Origin of the sequence: Lichenicola cladoniae, from assembly GCF_013201075.1 — a bacterium.
Taxonomy (GTDB): Bacteria; Pseudomonadota; Alphaproteobacteria; order Acetobacterales; family Acetobacteraceae; genus Lichenicola; species Lichenicola cladoniae.
Genome location: NZ_CP053708.1, coordinates 2,605,517 through 2,621,779 on the forward strand (window position 1 = coordinate 2,605,517; position 16,263 = coordinate 2,621,779).

Sequence of the window (16,263 nt, forward strand, 5' to 3'; positions counted from 1 at the left end):
CCGGACCGTGCCTGTCTCGATTTCTTCCTGGCGTCTCGCGGCTGCGGCCTGCTGTGCACTGAGTGCGACGGTGGTGCCGGCAGTCTCCCGGGCCGCACCACCGACTTCCTGCGGCACTGTCATCGTGCCGACGGCGGTCGGCTCGGGAAGCTCGGCGACGATCACCTCGTTCAACCCGATGCTCACGACGGCGCTCGGGGCGCACGAGGTCATCGAGCAGATGTTCAAGCCGCTGGTGTGGATCGACCGGCACGGCAAGCCGGACTGGGAGCGCAGTCTCGCAGCGAACGTCACCACTCCGGACGATGGGCTGAGCTTCGTGGTCACCCTGCATAACTGGCGCTGGTCCGATGGGGTGCCGATCACCTCGGGCGATTTGCTGTTCACCCTCGATTTGATCCGCCGGCTCGGCGCCGGCTACGCGTATTACGGCACCGGCGGAATGCCGACGCTGGTGGCGAATGCCACAGCGCTGTCGTCGCACCAGGTACTGTTGCGGATGACCCGCAAGGTGAACCCGCGCTGGTTCATCTCGATGGGCATGGGAAACTTGTTCTTCCCGCTTCCGAAACACGTTTTCGAAGGCATGAGCCTGGTCGAGATGCGTCGTCGCCAGACCGATCCGACGCTGTTCGCGGTATCCGACGGCGCGTTCCTGCTGAAGAGCTACGCGCTCGGCCGACACATCGTCATGGAGCCGAACCCGCTCTATGGCGGCAGGCATCCCAGCATCAAGCGACTGATCTTCGCCTTTCCGAACGGCACCACGGCGCTGGAGGAACTGCGGTCCGGCGGCCTCGACATCGCCAACATCCCGTTCCTCCTCTCCGGCATGATGGACCGGCTGCCGGGCTTCGAGACGGTCCACCTGACGCCGAACTTCGCGTATGGCGATGGCTATTTCAATTTCCGTTCGCACAATGCGCCGTTTCTCGCAGACGACGCGGTTCGGCGGGCGATCGCGCGCGGTATCGACCAGAAGGAGATCATCGACCTGGTGTTTCATGGGCAGGCCGCGATCGACCACGGCCCGGTGCCGCCGTCGATGTTCGACATGCAGTCGGATGCGGCCCATGCCGGATATCCCGAACTGTCGTTCGATCCGGCTGCCGCACGGGCGTTGCTGCAGTCGGATGGCTGGAAGCCGGGAGCGGACGGCGTCATGACCAAGGGTGGCCGCCGCCTCGCCTTTACCATCATGACCTCGTCCGAAAGCGTTGCGGGAATATTGCAGGCGCAGGTGATGCAGCGCGATCTGCGCGCAGTCGGCATGGATGTCTCGATCCAGCTGGTCGGCTTCAACCAGCTGCTGGCCACGATGTCCGGAAACGGTCACGACTGGGACTTGGCGGTCTTGATCTGGTCGGTCGAAAGCTATCCCGACGTACATGACTTCTTCTCGTCGGACGGTGCGGAGAATTTCGGACACTTCATCGATCCGCACATGGATGCGCTCAATCGCGACGTGATGTTCGGCTCCGGCGATGGACCACTGCATGCGGTGCAGGATTATACGGTCGCGAAGCAGCCGCATCTGTATCTGCCGGTCGGCACCCCGAACCTGCTGGTGCGTCCCGGCATCGGCGGCGTGAAGGAATTCCTCAGTCCGAACGGGATGTGGTCGGCGGAACTGCTGACGCTGTCAGGACCGTTGGCGTGCCCGGCGGATGTCACCCAGGCCGGGAGCACGCATGTTCCGCACGCTTGAGCGACGGTTGCGGGCGGCGATCCTGTCGCTGTTGATCCTGGTGAGCGTCGCGTTCCTGCTGATCCACATCACCCCGGGCGGGCCGGCCTATTCCATTCTCGGGCCGGGCGCCAAGCCGGCCGCGGTGGCGGCACTCAACCATGGCTTCGGGCTCGACCTGCCGCTGTGGCGGCAATACCTGAACTGGCTGTGGAGCCTGGCGCACGGGCAACTCGGGTCGTCGTACATCTATAACCGGCCGGTCGGGCAGATGCTGCTGGCGTACGAGCGCAATACGCTGGCGCTGCAACTGGTGTCGCTGGGCGCCAGCCTGCTGATCGCGCTGGCGCTCGGGCTCGCGCACGGCGTGTATTACTCGGGGAGGATCGGACGTTTGATCGGCGCACTCGAACTTGGGTTGTACGCGATCCCGACTTTCTTTAGCGGCACCCTGCTGATCCTGTGGTTCTCGATGGGGCTCGGCTGGTTTCCCGCCGGCGGGCTCGAGGATCTGCGCCTCGACCACCAGACGATCGGCGCCACCCTATCGCACCTGGCGCTGCCGGCGATCACCATCACCCTGTTCACCGTGGCGCCGCTGTCGCGCTACTTCGCGCAGTCGGTGCACGAGGAACTCGGGCGCGACTATGTCCGGTCGGCACTGGCGCGCGGTGCGTCGCCGATGCGCATCCTGCTCCGGCACGTGCTGCGCAATGCGCTGCGGCCGCTGGTGACCATCCTCGGGCTCTCGCTGCCGGCGATCTTTGCCGGCGGCATCGTCACCGAGAGCGTGTTCGCCTATCCCGGGCTCGGCTGGCTGCTGTGGCAGTCCGCCATCGCGCAGGATTATCCGGTGGTGGTCGGCATCGTGCTGGTGATCGGCGTGCTGACCGTTCTGGGCAACCTGCTGGCCGACGTGATCAACGGCCTGCTCGATCCGCGGACCGGTTATGCCTGAGGTGGTGGCCATGTCGGGCCGCAGCGCGTCGGTCATGCTCGGGCGGATTGTCGGCATACGACGCTCCGGCGTTCTGGGCGTCGGCATCGGGCTCGCCTTGCTGATCATCGCCCTCTGCTTCCTGCTGCCGCTGGCGTACACCGCGGACCCGTATGTGCTGCATCCGGCCTCCACGCTGGCCTCGCCGGGGGGTGCGTTTCCGCTCGGCACCGACGAGATCGGGCGTGATGCGCTGGCGCGGCTGCTCGATGCCGGGCGCTCGACGTTGCTGGTCGCGATCCCCGCGGCGGTGATCACCTTCCTGGCCGGGCTGGTGTACGGGCTCGGATCCGGGCTGGCGCCGCGCTGGCTGGACAGCATGCTGATGCGGCTGCTGGACGCGGTGCTGGCGCTGCCGGGCCTCGTGGTGCTGATATTCTTCGCCTCGATCCTGAAGCTGGCGACGCCGTCGCTGATCCTGCTGCTCGGGCTGATTTCCTGGCCGCCACTGGCGCGGCTGGTGCGCAACGAGACGCTGGCGCAGCGCGACCGCGAGTTCATCCAGGCCTCGCGGCAGATGGGCGCCGGCTTCCTGCATATCGCCACCACGCACCTGCTGCGGGTGATGGCGCCGGTGCTGGTGGTGAACTTTACCTTCCTGGTGGGCGACATGATCCTGGTGCTGTCGGCCCTGTCGTTCCTCGGGCTCGGGGTGCAGCCGCCGCAGACCAGCTGGGGCGGGCTGCTGGAAAGCGCGCTGCAACTGGTGGCGCTCGACCCGTGGTGGCTGATCCTGCCGCCGGGCCTGCTGATCTTCGCGTCCCTGCTGTCGGCATCCCTGATCGGCCAGGGCCTGCTGGCGCGGCAGGGGCGCACGTCTTGACCGAACCGCTGCTTCGGCTCGAGCGGCTGGGCGTCAGCCTCCCGGCGCATGGCGGCGGTGGGCGCGTGCAGGTGCTGGAGGAACTCGATCTCGATATCCGTCCCGGCGAGATGACCGCGCTGGTCGGCGAGAGCGGCTCCGGCAAGACGATCGCGGCGCTGGCGGCCATGCGGCTGCTGCCGCGTGGTGCGGCGACGACCGGGCGGGCGCTGTTCGAGGGCGTCGACCTGCTGGTGCAGGACGAGCGTCGCATGCGCGATCTGCGTGGGCGTATCGGCATGGTGTTCCAGAACCCGCTCTCGGCGCTGAACCCGTCCATGACGATCGGCGCGCAGGTGGCGGAGGGGCATCTCCTGCATGCCGGCGGCACCGGGCGGCAGGCGCGGGCCCGGGCGATCGAGCTGCTGGGCGAAGTGGGCGTGCCGGACCCGGCGCGGCGGCTGGACGATTATCCGCATCAGTTCTCCGGCGGGCAGCGACAGCGGGTGATGATCGCGGCGGCATTGGCCTGCGACCCGAGGGTGCTGATCGCCGACGAGCCGACCACCGGGCTCGACCCGCTGGTCGCGCGGCAGATCCTGGCACTTCTGGCGCGGCTGCAGGTGTCGCACCGGCTCGGGGTGCTGTTCATCACCCACGACCTGTCGATCGTCGAGGCGCATGCGGACCGGTTATGCGTGCTGTATGCAGGGCGCGCGGTCGAGTGGGGCGCGGCCGGGCGGTTTTTTGCGCATCCGCGCCACCCGTACAGCCAGGCGCTGCTGAAGGCGGTTCCACGGCTTGGCCAGGCGACGCTGCAGGGTATCCCGGGCACCCTCCCCGATCCGGCCGCGCGACCGCCCGGTTGCCGGTTCGCGCCGCGGTGCGGGCATCGCGGGCCACCCTGCGACGACGCGTTTCCACCGGCGATCGGGGATGAAGACGAGGCGGCGGCCTGCCTGTTCCCGCAACCGGTTCCGGTGCTTGCCGCCGGGCATGCGCCGGCGCCGGAGATGCGTGCGGATCTGGCGCCGTTGCTGGAGCTGCAGAACGTCAGCGTGAGGTATGCCGGTGCGCCGCCGTCGCTGCAGGACGTTTCGTTGACGCTGCGGCGCGGTGAGTGCCTGGGCATCGTGGGCGAGAGCGGCTCGGGCAAGTCGACGCTGGGGCGGGCGATCCTGCACATGCTGCGGTTCGAGGGACGCATCCTGCTCGACGGACAGGTGGTGGCCGACCTGCCGGTGGTGGATCGGCGCCGGGCGCGGCGGCGCATCCAGGTCGTGTTCCAGGACCCGCGGGAGTCCTTGAACCCACGTTTGCGTATACGCGAAACGCTGGCGGAGCCGTTAAGGCTCGGCGGCATCCGGGATCGCGTGCGGCTCGACCGGGAGGTGGCCGGGCTGCTCGACAAGGTCGGCCTCGATCGCTCGCTGGCGACGCGGTATCCGCACCAGATTTCCGGTGGACAGGCGCAGCGCGTCGCGGTTGCGCGGGCGCTGGCGGCGCGTCCGGAAATCATCGTGCTGGACGAACCGACCTCGGCGCTCGATGTGTCGACGCAGGCGATGCTGTTGACGCTGCTGCGCGATCTCAGCCGCAGCGAACATGTGGCCTACGTGATCATCAGCCACGATCTTGCGGCGGTGAGCTGGCTCGCCGATCGGATCGCGGTGCTGAAGCAGGGCCGGATCGTCGAGTTGGCCGATACGGCTGCGTTGATTGCGGCACCGCGGGACGAGTATAGCGCGGCGCTGATCGCCACGGCGCCGCGTCTGCAGGGAGCGAAACGGTAGGCTTGCACCGGACCTACGGCGCGTGACTACCGCATTTCTTCGAGGGGAATCCCGACGGGCGGTGGACGCGCTGAAGGCTTAGTCGCGATCGGCCGAGAAGGCGATCTCGCGCTGTGCCTCCGCTTCCACCAGCCGGCGGCGAAGCGAGTCGACGATCGGCGTATAGGCGCCGCTCCCCAGCACCAGTCGCAAATCGGGTTTGTTGCTGTCGCACGCCGCAATCATGGCGGCGGCGGTCTTTGCCGCGTCGCCGGTCAGCACGAAACTGCCGGTCTCGATCGCTCGCCGCACCTCGTCTGCCGGCGTTGCGTCGTATGCATTCATCTTCGGAGCATGAACCAGTCCTGCACGAAAGCCGGTCGCTGTCGGACCGGGTTCGGCGATGATGAAGTCGATTCCGAAAACGCCCACTTCTTGCGCCACCGCCTCGACGAAGCCTTCAATACCCCACTTGGTCGCGTGGTAGAGGCTGAAGTAGGGAAACGCCATTTGGCCGCCTGCGGACGAGACCTGCATGATCCGGCCGCCTTTCTGTGCACGTAGATGCGGGAGGGATGCGCGGATAAGCTGGATCGAGCCGGTAAGGTTCGTTGCGATCTGCCGGTCTATGTCAGCGTCCGCCAACTCCTCCGACGCGCCGACAAGGCCATAGCCGGCATTGCTCACGATGACATCGACGCGCCCGAGGCCGCGGAACGCTTCATCGGTGACGGCGCGGATCGCAGCCACGTCGGTGACGTCAAGCGTCAGGCTGACGAACCTGTCCCCATGTTCGCGTGCCAGATCGTCGTTTGCCTCGGGTCTGCGCGACGTGCCGGCTACCCTGTCGCCGCGCGCCAGTAGCTGCTGCGCCATCTCCCGCCCCAAGCCCGAGGAAGCGCCTGTGATGAACCAAGTCCGTGCCATGGAAATCCTCCGCTGGTCTGTGCACGGAGACATGGCGGTTTCGGATTGGTGCGATAAGATGGACAAGCTTGACTGACCCAGTGCGGATTTCATACCAATGGCACGGCCCTCGCTCCGCGATCTTGAAGCCTTCGCCGCGGTCGCGACCCATCGCCACTTCGGACGGGCGGCGGCCATCCTCGGCATCTCCCGCTCCGCGCTAAGCCACACGTTGATCGGGCTCGAACGCTCGCTTGGGGTCCGGCTGCTTCACCGCACGACACGAAGCGTGTCACCGACCGACGCCGGCGCACAGCTGCTCGACCGGCTCCACCCGATCCTGCACGATCTCGATAAAGCTCTTGATGGTCTCGCAGTGGCTCGTGGCGAGCCGGCAGGCCGGTTGCGCATCAATGCGACGTCACGCGCGGCCCTGCTGCTGCTCGAACGCGTCGTGCCTCGCCTTCTCGCTCGCCACCCGGCGGTGGAACTCGACATCGTCACGGAGGGCCGCCTGGTCGATATCGTGGCGGAAGGTTTCGACGCCGGGCTGAGACTTCTCGATGCGGTCCCACAGGACATGGTCGCGGTGCCCTTTGGTGGCGACATCCGGTTCGTCGCGGTCGCGTCACCGGATTATCTCGCCGCCGCGCCGCCGCTGTCGACGCCCGACGATCTTCGCCAGCATCGTTGCATCCGCCAGCGCCTGCCAAGCGGAAAGAGGTATCGCTGGGAGTTCAGCCTTCATGGCGAGGAACTCACGATCGATGCGCCGGGCGCGCTGACGCTCGACGATGGCGACCTCATGGTAGCGGCGGCGCAGCAGGGACTTGGGATCGCCTATATCGCCGAACCGTTCGCGGCCGATGCGCTTGAGGCTGGAACGCTCGTGCGCGTGCTCGATGCATGGTGTCCGCCGTCGCCCGGGCTCGCACTCTACTACCCCGGCAACCGGCACCTGCCGTCGGCGCTGCGCGCTTTTATCGACGTGCTCAAGGGATGTGAGCGAGACGCCGGGTATCAGCCCGGCTAACAGGGGTTGCCGGGATTGGACAGTCGGCGGTGGCGGGCGTGAAGACCGATCCGTTCGCGACGCTCCGTCAGTCGGACGCCCTGCTAGGCTCCGGCATGAAGGAGTGCGGCATCCACCAGGATCATCCCGAGAAAGCCCACCGCCGGGGCGAGATGCGAGAGGCGCTCCCGCATTTTCAGGAGCGTGGCGAGCGCGGCGAGGATCAGCGCTGCGAGCCCGACGAGCGCGATGTTGCGTGTGGACGGAAGCAACAGCGCCGCCGCGCCCAGGAGTTCCAGACCTGCGGTCAGCAAACGCCATCCCCTGGGATAGCCCCATCGCCGAAAATCCGCTTCGACGCCGCCGACATCGAAGAGATTGGCCAGGCCGGCACCGGTGAACGCAAGCATCGTGATGCCGTTCATGAACAGGGCGATGGTCATTGCGCCGCGCCGCCCGGCATCGGGATCGCGCCCATCTGCTGAAACACGTCCAGGAGGTTGAGTTCGTCCCAGTGCTCGACGAACCGACCGTTCTCGACCCACCAGATATCGATCGAACGCATGGTGATGTCAGCACCGGACGCCGGCACGCCGACGAATGGCCCGGTATGGCGAGCGCGATAGGTGAAGCGTCCGACTACGCGGTCGCCGCCGGAGAAAGCATCCTCCACCGTGACGTGGGTGTCGGAGAGGGTTTCGAACCAGTGCCCCATGAAGGCGACCAGGCCGGCGCGACCGGGTCCTACGCCGGGATTATGTTGCACGTACGCTTCCGAAACGAGCGCGTCGAAGCGGCGGGCGTCGTGGCTGTTCATGATGTCGGCGAACAGATGGGCCAGATCGACGTGATTGCGCATGATAGACCTCCCGGGCTAAAAGATGATACATAATCGTATCGTGTCTTTGATGTAAGACGGAGTAGTATCGTATGCAAGCCCAAGGTTCCAGAAAGTGGCGGGAGGATGATCCGCGCAGGCTGCGCATGGCGGAAAAACGCTCTGCGATCCTGCAGGCGGCCCGTCCGATCATGCTGAGGGACGGTCTGGGCGGGACGACGCTCGACCGGGTCGCGGCCGAAGGGGGTCTTTCCAAAATGACCCTCTACCGGCACTTCCCCAACAAGGAGGCGCTCTTCGAGGGGCTGGTCGCAGCCATGTGTGCATCCATGCGCGACGGCATCGAGAACGCGCCATCGCCGGCACCAGACAAGGACGCCGCCGACAGGCTTTCCGAGGAGTTGCACGCCTTCGTCGCGGCGTTGATCGAGCCGGATGCGCTTGCGCTCTATCGCGTGATCGTCGCCGACGGCTGGCGTTCTCCCGGGCTCGCGCGTGTCTTCGATCAATCCGGAATGCGCGTTATCCGGTGCCGCATCGCCGCGATCCTTTTAATCGGCGGCATTTCTGCCAACCAGTCGATGCAGGTTGCCGCCGAGATTGTCGCACTGGCGCTCGGCGATGCGTACCAGCGTGCGGTTCTTGGCATAGCCGAAGAGGGAGACGGCCAGGCCTTTGCACAGCAGATCGAAGCTGCTGTGAGACATGGCTTCAACCAGGCCGCTATATAAGCTTACCCTTCGGGCAGTTCGAATGCCGGGACGTGCTAGCTGCGAACGTGCTCGAGCATCTTCGTGATCTGCTCCGGGTCCATCGCGCCTGGCGCTTCTCGTCATCTTTCAGCGCGTTGTCCCGCCGGCGCGACAGATCCAGGGCGTTCGGCGTTGTAACAGCCGGCTTGCCGGCGCCGATGCACAAACTTCTTGTGCGGTGAGGGACGCAACGATTGTCCGGTCGTCGGGAACGTGCATAATATCGTTACCGAAACGGTCTGCGCGAGGCACCAATGCGTCTGCGATCCACTCCTGGTTGCATGGTGGTGTTTGTTGCGTCATTGGCGGCGGCGCACGCGCAGCCTGCGCCGTTCATGGAGCCGATCGCGGGTATCGTGGCCTCGACGCCGGCAGCCACCGCAACCCGGAATGTCCTCGCCCTGAACAGCGCCATGTTCGAGCTGTACGGGAGCGCCGGCCGGGTGTTCCAGACGAATATCCGGGCCAATCACCCGATCATCCTGGGCATGTTCTCGACCGATGGCGGCCGGTTCATCCTCTACCGCCCCGGCAAGGCTCCGCTCGAAGCCCCACCGACCCCGGTCGTCTACCAGGTAATGAAATCGGTCGGCCACAGCACGATGGCGCTCGCCGAGGCAGTGGCGCCCTACCTCGACAATCCGGCGAACCAGGAATGGCGTGCCGCCCTGCTCGCCTACCGGTCTCGCGTGCAATCGGCGATCGATACGCTGGATCAGGTCGCGATGCCGGACGGGCAACGCGCGACGGTCAAGGCGATCCTGGCCGCCGATGTCGGCTTCATGGACCAGTGCGTCGAGCGGCGCGCGATCACCACGCCGGACCTGCAGGCCTTCGCCACGCGGGAAGCGCCCGACCTGAAGAAAGTGGTGGCCTGGGCAGCGGAAACGCAGGTTGCGCACTGGATGGACGTGCTGGCGGGCTGGAAGACAACGCTCGGGCCGGACTGGAACAAGGCCTATGCGATGAGCAACTCGATCTACGTCACCCGGCAGAACAACGTACTGTTCGGCATACTCGCCCAGTTCTTTCCACCGGAGGCCGTCAATTCGCGGCTGATGCTGCTGGAGACCATGTCGTTCACCACGACCCCCGACGAGATGCTGGAGGCGCTGACCCGGATCGTCGCCGACCGATCGGTGGGCGCGCTGTTTTTCAAGAACTACTACCTGATGGATTACGAATTGATGGGCGGCGATGCCCGCGTGGCGATCTCCGCGGAGACGGCCAGGCGCGGCATGACCACGTTCCTGCCGCCGGTGGTGCCGTTCGGCTCGAACCAGTGGCCGGCCCTGAGCATGGCCGGTCCGGGTGCGGCGACGCTCGCGGAACTGCCCTGATGGACCTGCACACGATCCGGACCGTGCTGCGGCCGTCGGCTGTGGAACAGGTCGCCGGCTGGACGCCGGGTCATGCCTGGCTTGCGGGCGGCACCTGGCTGTTCTCCGAACCGCAGGTCTCGACCGACACGCTGGTCGATCTGCACGGGCTCGGGTGGCCGGCGCTGGAAGCCGACGCCACCGGCCTGACGATCGCCGCCACCTGCCGGATCGCCGAGATCGCGCACTATGCCGGTCCCGCCGACTGGCGCGCGGTGCCGCTGTTCCGGCAGTGCTGCGACAGCTTCCTCGCCTCGTTCAAGATCTGGAACGCGGCGACAGTGGGCGGCAACCTGGTGATGTCCTTGCCGGCCGGGCCGATGACGGCACTCGCGGCGGCGCTGGACGGCGTCTGTGTTGTGTGGCCGCGTGTCGGTGCGCCGCGCATGGTCCCCGTCGTCGATTTCGTTACGGGCGACCACACGAACGTCCTGCAGCCCGGCGAATTACTACGGAGTGTCCATCTGCCAGCCGCCGCCCTGCGCGCGAGGACGGCGATGCGCCACATGGCTCTGACCAAGCTCGGCCGCTCGGCGGCGCTGCTGGTCGGGACGCGAAACGAGCAGGACGCCATGGTGCTGACGATTACGGGAAGCACAGACCGGCCGGTGCAGTTGCGATTTCCCGGGGTGCCGGATGCCGACGGGCTGCGCCAGGCGATGGCGACCATTCCAGAGGCGCGGTGGTTCCAGGACGTGCACGGGTCGGCGCCGTACAAGCGGCACGTCACGCAGTATTTCGCCGAGGACATTCGGGCCGAACTTGGAGGGCTGGGCGCATGAGCTGCACGATCGACGGGCGCCTGATCGACGCCGAGCCCGGCGCTGGCCAGTGCCTGCGAACGTTCGTGCGCGAGAATGGCGCGCTCGGGGTCAAGAAGGGCTGCGACGGCGGTGATTGCGGCGCCTGCACGGTGTGGCTCGATGGCGAGCCGGTCCATTCCTGCCTGATGCCGGCATTCCGTGCGGGGGGGCGACATGTCACCACTATCTCCGGCCTCGGCCAGCCCGGCGCCCTGCATGAGCTGCAGCAGCGCTTTCTGGATGCGCAGGCCTATCAGTGCGGGTTCTGCACGCCCGGGATGATCATGACGATCGCGGCGCTGACGCCGGAGCAGCACACCGATCTGCCGCGTGCGCTGAAGGGCAATCTGTGCCGGTGCACCGGCTATCGATCGGTCGCCGACGCGATCATCGGCCGGGTCGAGGCCGAGGAGGACCGTGCCGGGCACGCGGCCGGCGCCAGCCTGCGCAACCCGCTCGGCCCGGACATCGTCACCGGCTGCGCACGCTATACGATGGATCTGGCCACCGACGATCCGCTGCTGGCGGGATTGCTGCATCTGAAAGTGCTGCGGTCGCCGCACGCCCACGCCCGGATCACCGGCATCGATACCGCCCGGGCGGAGGCCCTGCCCGGCGTCGTGGCCGTGCTGACCCACGAGAACACGCCGAAGCGCCGGTTCAGCAGCGCGACCCACGAGGATCATCTGGTCGATCCCGACGACATGGTCCTCCTGGACGAGGTGATGCGGTTCGCCGGCCAGCGCGTGGCGGCGGTGGTCGCCGAGACCGAGGCGATCGCCGAGGCAGCATGCCGGCTGCTCGACGTCTCGTACGAGGTGCTGCCTTCGGTGTTCGATCCGGAGGACGCGATGCTGCCCGGCGCGCCGGTGCTGCACGAGAAGGCGCTGGAAAGCCGCGGGAACGTCTACGCCGAGATCAGCGGCGAGAGCGGCTGCGTGGCGGACGGCTTCGCCAAGGCGGACTACGTGCACGAGAAAACCTATTCCACCACCCGCGTGCAGCACGTCCATCTGGAAACCCATGGTTCGATCGCCTGGCGCGATGCCGAGGGACGGGTGCATGTGCGGACCAGCTCGCAGGCTCCGTTCATCGTGCAGCAGAAGCTCTGCCACGTCTTCGACCTGCCGCTCCGCGCGGTGCATGTGTTCACCGAAAGGGTCGGCGGCGGCTTCGGCGGCAAGCAGGAGATGGTGACCGAGGACCTTTGCGTGCTCGCGGCGGTGCGGACCGGGCGGCCGGTCAAGTGGGAGTTCTCGCGCGGGGAACAGTTCACTGCCGCAACCACCCGCCACCAGATGACGACGCAGGTGAAGATCGGCGCGCGGCGGGACGGCACGATGACCGCGATCGAGTTGCGCGTGGTGTCCAACACCGGCGCCTATGGCGGGCATGGCGGCGAGACCCTGGCGGCGGCGCTCGGCAGCCCGCTGACCGTGTACCGCTGCCCGAACAAGAAGGCCGCCGGCTACGCGGTCTATACCAACATGGTGCCAGGCGGCGGCTTCAGGGGGTATGGCGCGTCGCAGACCACGTTCGCCGTCGAGTGCGCGATGGACGATCTGGCGTTGGCGCTAGGGCTCGACCCATTCGCGATCCGCCGCACCAACATGATCCGCTCGGGCGACTGGATGCAGTCGATCTGGACGGAAACCGCCGATATCGGGTGGGGCAGCTACGGCCTGGACCAGTGCATGGACTGGGTCGAGGCGGCGTTGGCCAGTGGCCGGGGCGAGCCGAAGCCGGTCGGCGCGGAGTGGCTCGAAGGCAGCGGCATGGCGCTGGCGATGCTCGATTGCGGGCCACCGACCGAACACCGCTCCGGAGCGGAGATGACGCTGCTGCCGAACGGGCGGTATCACCTGGCGGTCGGCTCGACGGAGATGGGCAACGGGTCGGTCACGTCGCACCGGCAGATCGCGGCGGAACTGCTCGGCTGCGCCGCCGACCAGATCGACATCATCAATGCCGATACCGATCGCGCGCCGTACGATACGGGAACGTTTGCCAGCACCGGGACGGTCGTTGCCGGCAAGGCCGTGGCGCTGACGGCCGAGGCGCTGCGCGACAACCTCCTCGACTATGCCTGCCTGGCGCACGAGACGCTGCGACCGGCGGCGCGGCTGGAAGCGGGCTTCTTGATCCGCGGCGACGAACGGCTGGCGCTGGCCGACCTGCATGTGGCGGGCACGGCGGCGGGCCACCGGTTCCAGGCGAAGCGAAAGGCCTATCTCTCGCCGCGAACCGTCGCCTTCAACGTCCAGGGCATCCGGCTGGCGGTGCACCGCCACACCGCCGAGATCCGCATCCTGCACTCGGTCCATGCGGCCGATATCGGCCGGCCGCTCAACCCGATGCAGTGCCAGGGCCAGATCGACGGTGCGATCGCGATGGGGCTCGGTTGGGCGCTGACCGAAACCATGGTGCATGACGACGACGGCCACGTGGTGAACCCGAGCCTGCGGAACTACCGCATTCCGGCGTTCGCGGACGTGCCGCCCAGCGAGGTGCACTTCGCCGATACCTACGACAGCATCGGGCCGCTCGGTGCCAAATCGCAAGGCGAGTGCTCGATCAACCCGGTCGCGCCTGCGATCGCCAATGCGCTGGCGAGCGCGGCGGGCGTGCGCTTCGCCCACCTGCCGCTGACGCCGGACCGCATCTATGCGGAGCTTCCGCTCTCATGACGACGGGTGCGGGCGTCACCATCGTCACCCAGACCCGGGTGGCCGAAGGCGGCGCCCATGCGTTTGCCCGTTTCCAGGCGGACATCAACGCGGCCATCGCGCGACAGCCCGGCTTCATCGAGCAGTCGGTGCTGCCACCGAACCCGCCGGTGCAGGTGGACTGGGTTATTTTGCAGCGGTTCCGCGCCACGGCGGACGCGGTCGGGTGGCTGCGCTCGGACGAGCGCATCGGGCTGGTGGCGGGGGTGCAGGCGCATCTGGTCGGTCCCGACGACGTCCATCTGTTGCGAGATGGCGACCAGGGTGCGCTGCCCTCGCCGGTGTCAATCGTGATCACCACCCGGGTGAAGCCCGGCTGCGAGGCGCCGTTCCGGCTGTGGGAGCATCGGATCGCGGCGGCGCAGACCCAGGCTCCGGGATTTACTGGCTATCGGCTGGAGCCGCCGATCCCGGGCGTGCAGGACGATTTCGTGGCCATCCTGCGGTTCGCCTCGGACGCGTCGCTGCAGCAGTGGCTGGACTCCCCGCAGCGCGCAGCCCTGCTGGCGGAGGCGGCGGCGTTCACCGTCGAGGTGCGGACGCGGCGGGTGCAGGCCGGCTTCTCGCAGTGGTTCGCGCCGGCGGGCGGCGGTCCGGCGGCGTGGAAGCAGAACATGGTCGTGCTGCTGATGCTCTATCCGGTGGTGTTCCTGTTCGGCCGGTGGGTGCAGACGCCGCTGCTCGCGGGGGTCTGGGGGCTGCCGTTCTGGCTGTCGCTGTTCATCGCCAACGTGGCGGGGGTCGTTCTGCTGAACTGGCTGGTCCCGTGGGGCAGCCGCCGGTTCGCGTGGTGGCTGACGCCACGCGACGACGCGCCGGCCTGGACGTCGTGGATGGGCGCGGCGGCGTTGATCGGCTTGTACTGCGTGACGATGGCGGCGTTTTCCAGATCGTAGACGATAGCGGTGGCGTCGCGCGACATTTCCCAGCGCCGAAGCCGGTGAGGATCGGGGGTAGTTGTAGCGAGTTTCGGACATCGCCTTGAAGACCGGGGTAGTTGCCGCGTTTCTACACGGACCAGGATTGGGCAAGTTCCGTTATGGTATCGTCACAGTGACGATTCCCACTGCAAGATATAATGGCCATGAGCTTTATCCGCGCAACTCGCAGGGTGGCTCGTTCAACGGAGTGTCGGCGAAAGCGACCGGATACAGCGCGCGTCCGGTGGCGAACGACTGCAGCGCGGCGATGTCCGGTCGGCCGGCTTCGGGACAGACGCGCCTGGCGTTGCCGGCGACATCCAGCGTTCCGCAGCCGGGCCGTAGCGCATCGACGATGTCCGGCTTGCCGTACAGGATGGTTCCGCCGCGCAGTACGAGTGCAACGGTCGCCGGGGTTGCCCGCACGACGGCTTCGTACGGGTCACCTCCGTTCGCATCGAACAAGGCCAGGTCGGCGACCTTGCCCACCGCAATGCTGCCGATGAGCGCGTCGTCATGCACCACGCTGGCGGCGTCGATGGTGACCATGCGCCATAGGTCGCGAGCGCTCAGCACATCGTGCAGGATGGCATGATTGTAGTGAACCGCGCATGCCAGTTCGCGGTTCAGGTTCATCGAGCCGGATGGCAGCCAGTCCGAACCGAGCGCCAGGGTTATGCCGAGGCGATGCGCCTCGATGATGTCGAGCGTCTTGCCATACAGCGCCAGGTTGCTTCGCGGTGACCAGACGATGCCGGCATGCCGTTGCGCCACAAGTTCGAGGTCCTGCTTCGTCAAAGCGACCGCATGAATCAGGGTGGCCTGCGGCATGATCCAGTCGTTGGCGATGCCTCCCCCGCCGGCGAGCGGGGTTGTGTCGTAGGTGCGCGAACTTTCGCAGCGGAACTCGTTGCGCGCGGCCTGGTCGCGTCCCTCCGATACATGCGCCAGGAACGCGCTGCTTGCCGCGACCTCGTCATGCGTCGCGGGATGGTGGCCGTAGTCGCAGTCGTGCACGCGCATGATGCCGGCCGCATCGTCGAGCGGAAAGATCCGGTAGGTTACCGGACGTGCCGGAAGTCCTTCCAGTCCGGCCGCGAAATCGAGGTTGCGCAGCAGGCTGGGCGCCATGCGTTCGCCGACCGTCGAGGTCGCACCGCCGACAAGAAAACGCAGTTCGCCCCAGGCGATCACCCGCGGATCGCGATCGGGCTTGAAGTCTTCCAGCGCATGGTGTCCGTCGAGGCCCTTGCGCCACTCATGACGGTGTTGGTAGCGCTCGCCGGTATCCGGACGCGGCGCGATGCCGGTGTAGTCGATATGGTCGTGGGTGTTGATCAGGCCGGGGGACAGGATCTCGGCAGGACAGTCCAGGATCGTGGCGCCGTGGGCCTGTGCTGTGCAGGACTGCCCGACGCAGGTGATCCGGCCGTTGCTGTCGACGAGCACCTCGCCGGCGCGGATGACGCGGTCCGGGGTCAGGACGATGGCGCGGATGAGCAGGCTGTTCGGGATGCCGTTGCCATGCGTGCTGCTGCACGGCGTGGCGGCGCCCGCATCGGCCCCGTAAAGCGCCAGCAGGATCGACGCGGCCACGGCGATCCATGCCGCGCAACGCAACGCCACGGCCGAAATGTTCGTTTGCATCATGTCTGTCCTGCTTCGGTGC

At 67.1% G+C, this 16,263-nt stretch carries 14 protein-coding genes; 10 read left to right on the top strand and 4 right to left on the bottom strand.

Annotation, left to right across the window (positions count from 1 at the left end):
* Positions 1 to 73: 73 nt before the first annotated feature.
* Genes HN018_RS12015 through HN018_RS12030 form a run of 4 tightly spaced genes read left to right on the top strand, consistent with a single transcriptional unit; the run spans position 74 to position 5,279 of the window.
* On the top strand, positions 74 to 1,708 hold the full coding sequence (locus HN018_RS12015) for a peptide ABC transporter substrate-binding protein (RefSeq protein ID WP_171835615.1): 1,635 nt from the start codon (positions 74 to 76) through the stop codon (positions 1,706 to 1,708).
* The gene (locus HN018_RS12020) at positions 1,692 to 2,645 is read left to right on the top strand and encodes an ABC transporter permease (protein WP_171835616.1); all 954 of its coding nucleotides are present in this window, start codon (positions 1,692 to 1,694) and stop codon (positions 2,643 to 2,645) included. Before HN018_RS12015 ends, HN018_RS12020 begins: the two co-directional genes overlap by 17 nt.
* The gene (locus HN018_RS12025; protein ID WP_239478628.1) at positions 2,638 to 3,507 is read left to right on the top strand and encodes an ABC transporter permease; all 870 of its coding nucleotides are present in this window, start codon (positions 2,638 to 2,640) and stop codon (positions 3,505 to 3,507) included. Before HN018_RS12020 ends, HN018_RS12025 begins: the two co-directional genes overlap by 8 nt.
* The gene (locus HN018_RS12030; protein WP_239478629.1) at positions 3,504 to 5,279 is read left to right on the top strand and encodes a dipeptide ABC transporter ATP-binding protein; all 1,776 of its coding nucleotides are present in this window, start codon (positions 3,504 to 3,506) and stop codon (positions 5,277 to 5,279) included. The genes HN018_RS12025 and HN018_RS12030 overlap by 4 nt, the downstream gene beginning before the upstream one ends.
* 78 nt (positions 5,280 to 5,357) lie before the next feature.
* On the opposite strand, the gene HN018_RS12035 is transcribed toward HN018_RS12030, so the two are convergent.
* Positions 5,358 to 6,185, bottom strand: a complete 828-nt coding sequence (locus tag HN018_RS12035) for an SDR family oxidoreductase (RefSeq protein WP_171835617.1) — start codon at positions 6,183 to 6,185, stop codon at positions 5,358 to 5,360.
* Between the two features lie 97 nt (positions 6,186 to 6,282).
* Here HN018_RS12035 and HN018_RS12040 point away from each other — a divergent pair, with 97 nt between their 5' ends.
* Positions 6,283 to 7,197, top strand: a complete 915-nt coding sequence (locus HN018_RS12040; protein ID WP_171835618.1) for a LysR family transcriptional regulator — start codon at positions 6,283 to 6,285, stop codon at positions 7,195 to 7,197.
* A gap of 83 nt (positions 7,198 to 7,280) precedes the next feature.
* On the opposite strand, the gene HN018_RS12045 is transcribed toward HN018_RS12040, so the two are convergent.
* On the bottom strand, positions 7,281 to 7,619 hold the full coding sequence (locus HN018_RS12045; protein WP_171835619.1) for a DoxX family protein: 339 nt from the start codon (positions 7,617 to 7,619) through the stop codon (positions 7,281 to 7,283).
* A complete protein-coding gene (locus HN018_RS12050; protein WP_171835620.1) occupies positions 7,616 to 8,035 on the bottom strand; it encodes an ester cyclase in 420 nt (139 codons plus the stop codon). Before HN018_RS12050 ends, HN018_RS12045 begins: the two co-directional genes overlap by 4 nt.
* Before the next feature lie 125 nt (positions 8,036 to 8,160).
* On the opposite strand from HN018_RS12050, the gene HN018_RS12055 reads away from it, so the two are divergent.
* The 5 genes from HN018_RS12055 (at position 8,161) to HN018_RS12075 (ending at position 14,570) form a co-directional block, all read left to right on the top strand.
* Positions 8,161 to 8,745 (top strand): TetR/AcrR family transcriptional regulator, encoded by a 585-nt coding sequence (locus HN018_RS12055; RefSeq protein WP_171835621.1) that lies wholly within the window; start codon positions 8,161 to 8,163, stop codon positions 8,743 to 8,745.
* A 275-nt stretch (positions 8,746 to 9,020) separates the two neighbouring features.
* Entirely contained in the window at positions 9,021 to 10,106 is a 1,086-nt protein-coding gene (locus HN018_RS12060) for a hypothetical protein (RefSeq protein WP_171835622.1), read from the top strand.
* The gene (locus HN018_RS12065; protein ID WP_171835623.1) at positions 10,106 to 10,927 is read left to right on the top strand and encodes an FAD binding domain-containing protein; all 822 of its coding nucleotides are present in this window, start codon (positions 10,106 to 10,108) and stop codon (positions 10,925 to 10,927) included. Before HN018_RS12060 ends, HN018_RS12065 begins: the two co-directional genes overlap by 1 nt.
* Positions 10,924 to 13,635, top strand: coding sequence for a molybdopterin-dependent oxidoreductase (locus HN018_RS12070; RefSeq protein ID WP_171835624.1), 2,712 nt, complete (start codon positions 10,924 to 10,926; stop codon positions 13,633 to 13,635). The genes HN018_RS12065 and HN018_RS12070 overlap by 4 nt, the downstream gene beginning before the upstream one ends.
* The gene (locus HN018_RS12075; protein ID WP_171835625.1) at positions 13,632 to 14,570 is read left to right on the top strand and encodes an antibiotic biosynthesis monooxygenase; all 939 of its coding nucleotides are present in this window, start codon (positions 13,632 to 13,634) and stop codon (positions 14,568 to 14,570) included. The genes HN018_RS12070 and HN018_RS12075 overlap by 4 nt, the downstream gene beginning before the upstream one ends.
* Before the next feature lie 195 nt (positions 14,571 to 14,765).
* Here HN018_RS12075 and HN018_RS12080 read toward each other — a convergent pair whose 3' ends face one another.
* Entirely contained in the window at positions 14,766 to 16,244 is a 1,479-nt protein-coding gene (locus HN018_RS12080; protein WP_171835626.1) for an amidohydrolase family protein, read from the bottom strand.
* Between the last annotated feature and the right edge of the window lie 19 nt (positions 16,245 to 16,263).